General features: G+C 65.5%; 5 protein-coding genes. 1 reads left to right on the forward strand and 4 read right to left on the reverse strand.

The features are described 5' to 3' along the window. Nucleotides 1-1,109, forward strand: a 1,109-nt coding sequence (locus AC1DJT_RS33975) for a CobW family GTP-binding protein (RefSeq protein WP_476835800.1), incomplete at its 5' end; no start/stop codon positions are given. On the opposite strand, the gene AC1DJT_RS33980 is transcribed toward AC1DJT_RS33975, so the two are convergent. From AC1DJT_RS33980 to AC1DJT_RS33995, 4 genes are all read right to left on the reverse strand, one after another. Then, nucleotides 1,078-2,694: an AMP-binding protein gene (locus AC1DJT_RS33980; protein WP_476835801.1), complete on the reverse strand. Its 1,617-nt coding sequence runs from the start codon at nt 2,692-2,694 to the stop codon at nt 1,078-1,080. The two genes, AC1DJT_RS33975 and AC1DJT_RS33980, sit on opposite strands and share 32 nt — an antisense overlap. A gap of 96 nt (nt 2,695-2,790) precedes the next feature. Next, a complete protein-coding gene (locus tag AC1DJT_RS33985) occupies nt 2,791-3,561 on the reverse strand; it encodes an ABC transporter permease (protein WP_476835802.1) in 771 nt (256 codons plus the stop codon). After that, a complete protein-coding gene (locus AC1DJT_RS33990; RefSeq protein WP_476835803.1) occupies nt 3,558-4,346 on the reverse strand; it encodes an ABC transporter ATP-binding protein in 789 nt (262 codons plus the stop codon). Before AC1DJT_RS33990 ends, AC1DJT_RS33985 begins: the two co-directional genes overlap by 4 nt. Nucleotides 4,347-4,371: 25 nt before the next feature. Next, a complete protein-coding gene (locus tag AC1DJT_RS33995) occupies nt 4,372-5,385 on the reverse strand; it encodes an ABC transporter substrate-binding protein (protein WP_476835804.1) in 1,014 nt (337 codons plus the stop codon). Between the last annotated feature and the right edge of the window lie 102 nt (nt 5,386-5,487).

Genomic DNA, 5,487 nt, shown 5'->3' on the forward strand with positions numbered 1-5,487 from the left:
TCCCGATCCCGTTGACCTTGCTCACGGGCTTCCTTGGAGCCGGCAAGACGACCCTGCTCAACCGGCTGCTCAAGGACCCCGCGCTTGCCGATACCCTCGTGATCGTCAACGAGTTCGGCGAGATCGGGCTCGACCATCTGATGATCGAGGGTGTCGAGGAGAACATGGTTCTGCTCGCCTCCGGCTGCCTCTGCTGCACCATCCGCGATGACCTCATCGTCACGCTGGAAGACCTCTTGCGCCGCCGCGACAACCATCGCATCGCGCCATTCAAACGCGTGGTGATCGAGACCACCGGCCTTGCCGACCCGGCACCGATCCTCAATGTGCTGATCAACCACCCCTATCTCGCCATGCGCTTCAGGCTCGACGGCGTCGTCACGCTGGTCGATGCCGTCAACGGCATGGCGACGCTCGACGCCCATGAGGAGGCGCGCAAGCAGGTGGTCGCGGCCGACAGGATCGTGCTGACCAAGGCGGACCTGGTCGCGGATGGTCAGGCGGTCGAGGTGCTACGCCAGCGACTCCTGGCGCTCAATCCCGGGATCAACCTTCTCGCGCCGGATGCTCCGGCTGCGGACTTGATCAGCGCCGGCCTCTACGACCTTGCCGACAGGCCCCAGGCCCTGCGGAACTGGCTTKCCGTCGAGGCTCTGGCGACCGGCTCGGGCGGCCATCACCATCACAATCACGATCACGATCATCACGCCGATGGACACGGGCACGGGCATGACAATCATCATCATGATGTGAACAGGCATGACGAGAGCATCCGCGCCTTCTCGCTCTCGGCTGATGCTCCGATCAATCTGGCGACCTTCGAGCTGTTCTGGACCTTGCTGCGCTCGACCCACGGGGCGAAGCTCCTGCGGCTGAAGGGGCTCGTCGCCATAGCCGAACACGCCGGCCAGCCGCTGCTGGTCCATGCGGTCCAGCAGATCCTGCATCCCCCGATCCTGCTCGACAGCTGGCCTGATGCAGACCAACGCTCGCGCCTGGTCCTCATCGTCAAGGACCTCGACGAGGCGATGGTGCAGCGCCTCTGGGCCGCCTTCCTTGGTCAGGCTTCGGCGGCGCTCACGCCTCCGCGCGCAACAGCCGCCGGATGATCTTGCCCGTCGTCGTCAGCGGCAGTTCCTCGCGAAAGGCGATCTCGCGCGGATATTCGTGCGCCGAGAGCCGCTCGCGCACGAAGCGTTGAAGTTCACCGGCCAGATCCTGCGAAGGCRCGAAGCCGGCATTCGGCACGACGAAGGCCTTGACGATCTCGGTCCGGAGTTCGTCCGGCTTGCCGACGACCGCCGCCAGCGAAACCGCCGGATGCTTCAGCAGGCAGTCCTCGATCTCCCCCGGCCCGATCCGATACCCCGATGAGGTGATGACATCGTCGTCGCGGCCGACGAAGTGGACATAGCCATCGGCATCCCGCACGGCCTGATCGCCAGTGGTCATCCAGTCGCCGATGAATTTGTCGACCGTCGCCTCCGGCCGGAGCCAATAGCCGAGGAACATCACCRGGTTCGGCCGCCGGATGGCAATCTGCCCTTCCTCGTCCGGCGCGCATTCCGAGCCATCGGGCCGGATGATCGCGACCTCATGGCCGGGAGTCGGCTTGCCGATGAAGCCGGGCCGGCTGACGCCGATCATCGCGCAGGACGACAGCACGAGATTGCACTCGGTCTGGCCATAAGCCTCGTTGATCGTCAGCCCCAGCGCCTCGCGGCCCCAGCTCAGCGTCTCGGCTCCAAGCGCTTCGCCGGCTGCCGCGACCGTGCGCAGTTTCAGGTCAAAGCGGTCGCGCGGCTTGCCCACACTGCGCAGCATCCGGAGCGCTGTCGGCGGGATGAAGGCATTGCGGATGCCGAGATCGGCCATCAGCCGAAAGGCGTCTTCGGGGTCGAAACGGGTATGGGCGCGCGCCACGACCGGAACGCCGAAATGCAGCGCCGGCAGCAGCATATTGAGCAGACCGCCGGCCCAGGCCCAGTCGGCCGGCGTCCAGGCGAGGTCGCCGGGCATCGGCAGGAACTCGTGCACCATCTGCACACCGGGCAGATGCCCCGGCAGAACCCTGTGGCCATGCAGCGCGCCCTTCGGGTTGCCCGTGGTGCCGGAGGTATAGATCATCAGAGCCGGATCGTCGGGCCCGGTGTCCGCAACTGAGAAATCCTCGCTCGCATCCGCCAGCAACTGCCCCCAGTCCTCAGCACCCGCCCCGGCGCCATCCGTGGACACCATCAGGTCGAGATCGGGCAGCGGCTCGGCAATCTGCCGAACCTTCATCAAGCCCGCTGCATTGGAGATGAGCGCGCTCGCGCCGGAATCGCGCAGGCGATAGGCCAGCGCATCGACCCCGAAGAGCGCGGCCAGCGGCACCGCGATGGCGCCCAACTTATAGGCGGCGAGATGTGCGGTGAGCACGGCCTCTCCCTGCGGCAGCAGGATCGCGACCCGATCTCCGACGCCGACGCCGCGCATCGACAGCGCCGTCGCCAGTCGGTTCGATTGCGCTCGCAACCGGCCGAAGCTGACCGGCGTTACCGTCCAGTCAGGGGCGACGTCGAGAATGGCCGGCCGGTCGGGCTCCAGCGCGGCCCAGCGATCGCAGACATCGACAGCAATGTTGTAGCGCTCTGGAATCCGCCACTGGAAGGTCTCGCGCAGGCGGCCGTAATCGCGCAAATCGGGAAGCATGAAAGATTGAGGGTCCGGCGTTGATGGCGCGGCACGATAGGCAGCCCTCGCCGCGCTGTCACCTTGGCGCTAGGTCAGATCCGCTCTGCACCTTGCTCAGCCATTCGCCATCTGCGAACGCCGGGCCCAGCCCGTCATGCGGCTCTCGACAAGGTCGACGATGGCGACGAGAAGCACGCCGAGGACCGCAAGCACGATCAGCGCCGCAAAGATCAGCGGCACGTTGAAATCAGCCGAAGCGCGGGTGATCAGGTTGCCGATGCCGAGATTGGAGGCATTCTGCTCGCCGATCACCGAGCCGACATAGGCGAGCGTGATCGAAACCTTCAGCGCCCCGAAGAAATAGGGCAGCGCGCGCGGAATCCCGACCTTGGTCATGATGTCGTAGCGGCTGGCACCCAGTGCCTTCAGCACATCCTCGGTCTCGGGCTCGATCGTGGCCAGCCCGGTCGCGACATTGACGACGATCGGGAAGAACGAAATCACGAACGCGGTCAGCACCGGCGGCTGCCAGCCGACCCCGAACCAGATCACCAGGATCGGCACGACAGCGACCTTGGGAATCGAGTTGAAGCMGACAAGCAGCGGGTTCARGCCCGCATAGATCAACCGGGACGAGCCGACGAGCAGGCCGAGCGCCAGACCGAACACGATCGAGAGCACAAAGCCGGCCGTGGTCATCCAGAGCGTGTGAAAGGCGTTCGTGTAGAGCGGCTTTTGATACTGCACCAACGCAGCCCAGATCGCGGAGGGCGGCGGCAGGATGAAGGAGGAGATCGCGAAGGCGCGGCAGGCGATCTCCCAGATCGCGAAGAAGCTAAGCGTGAACAGATAGGGCGCGAGCCTCAGCCAGAGCGAGCGCTTCATGCCGCCTCCCGCGCCGTACGGATATGGCCGCGCAACTCATGCACGACCGACGCGAATTCAGGCGTATAGGTGATGTCGAGATCACGCGGGCGCGGAAAATCGATCTCGCGCTCGGCGATGATCCGCCCCGGCCGCGCCGACATGCAGAACACCCGGTCGGCCAAGAAAACGGCCTCGCGCAGATCATGGGTCACCAGGATCACGGTGATGCCGCGCTCGGCATGAAGATCGCGGATCACGCACCAGAGTTCTTCGCGCGTAAAGGCATCGAGCGCACCGAAGGGCTCATCCAGCATCAGGAGCTTCGGCTCATGGATCAGCGAGCGGCACAGCGAGGCGCGTTGCTGCATGCCGCCGGACAGCTGCCAGGGGAATTTCTGGCCCATGCCCTCGAGTCCGACCTTGGCGAGCAGAGCCTCGGCCCGCGCGACATAATCCGACTTGTTGGCACGCAAGCGCGAACGATGCGGCTCGACGATCTCCAGCGGCAGCAACRGGTTCCGCAATGTCGTGCGCCAGGGCAGCATCACCGGATTCTGGAAGGCCATGCCGGTGATCTTGATCGGCTGCGTCACCCCCTGCCCGGCGACGATCACCGTGCCGCGCCGGGGCCGCTGCAGGCCGGTCGCGAGCTTCATCATCGTGGACTTGCCGCAGCCGGAGGGGCCGACGATCGCCGCGAACTCGCCCTCCCGGATCTTCAGCGAAAGCCCGTCCACGGCGGGGGTGCTTTCGCCTCCGCCGTAGACATGGGTAACTTCGTGGAGTTCGACGAAGGCGCTCAAGCGCGAGCCCGCAAGGTCGAGCGCATCAGAACTTCCGCTCGGCCACAGGCGGCAGGTAGCTGTCGTCGAAAGCCGCCCCGGCCTTCGCCTTGTCCTTGAACGTGAAGGTCAGCCCAATCTGGTCCAGCGCCCGTTCCCAGCGCGCCTTGTCGATACCGCCAAAGCCATCGGCCTTGACTGCTGGCGTCATGACGTTCTGGGCGATCGTCATCTTGAGGCGCTCGACCTCGACCTCGAGCTTGGCGACATCGTTGCGCTGGATCACGAGCTTGCCGCCGAGTTCCGGGTCGGCCACCGTGTCGCGAACGCCTTTGGTGATCGCCCGAAGCAGGCCACGCACGGCCTCGGGCTTTTCGGCCGCGAATTTCGGCGAGACCATCACGACATTGCCGTAGAGCTCGACGCCGTAATCCGACATCAGCAGAGTGACGATGTCGTCGACGGGAACGCCGCGTGATTTCAGGTTGATATAGGAGGAGTTCGCGAAGCCGAACACCGCGTCGACCTCGCCTGAGGCCAACATCGGCTCACGCACGGGGAAGCCGACATTCTCCATCCGCATCTTGCTGTCGTCGAGCTTGTTGACGGTCTTGAAGATCGGCCATTGCGCAAAGGCCGCGTCAGCCGCCGGCGCGCCGAACTTCTTGCCCTCGAGGCTCTTCACGTCTGCGCTGATGCCCCGGCTCTTGCGGCCGACGATCGAGAAGGGCGGCCGGTCATAGACCATCATCACCGCCTTCAGATMGACGCTGGGATTCTCGTCGCGGAACCGGATCAGCGAATTCACGTCGCCGAAGCCGGCATCGTAGGTGCCGGACGCCACCCGCGKGATCGCCTCGCGCGAGCCGTTGCCCGTGTCGATCGTGACGTCGAGGCCCTCGGCTTTGAAATAACCCTTCTCCTGCGCCATCAGGAACAGCGCAGCCGGGCCCTCGAAGCGCCAGTCGAGCGTGAAGCGAACGGCGGTCTGAGCGAAGGAGGGACCCGCGCCGGTCAGGCAGGCTGCGGCGAGCCCCAGGGCGCCCAGCGCACGGCTCATCCCACGCCGGGAGAGCATCGTGGGGCGGAACGGGTTCGTCGACATCGGCAGCTCCGGATCATCACATGCAGGCGGGTCGGCAGGACCCGTTCGAACGGAACG

The organism is Allobosea sp. 05T422_2 (assembly GCF_056396265.1).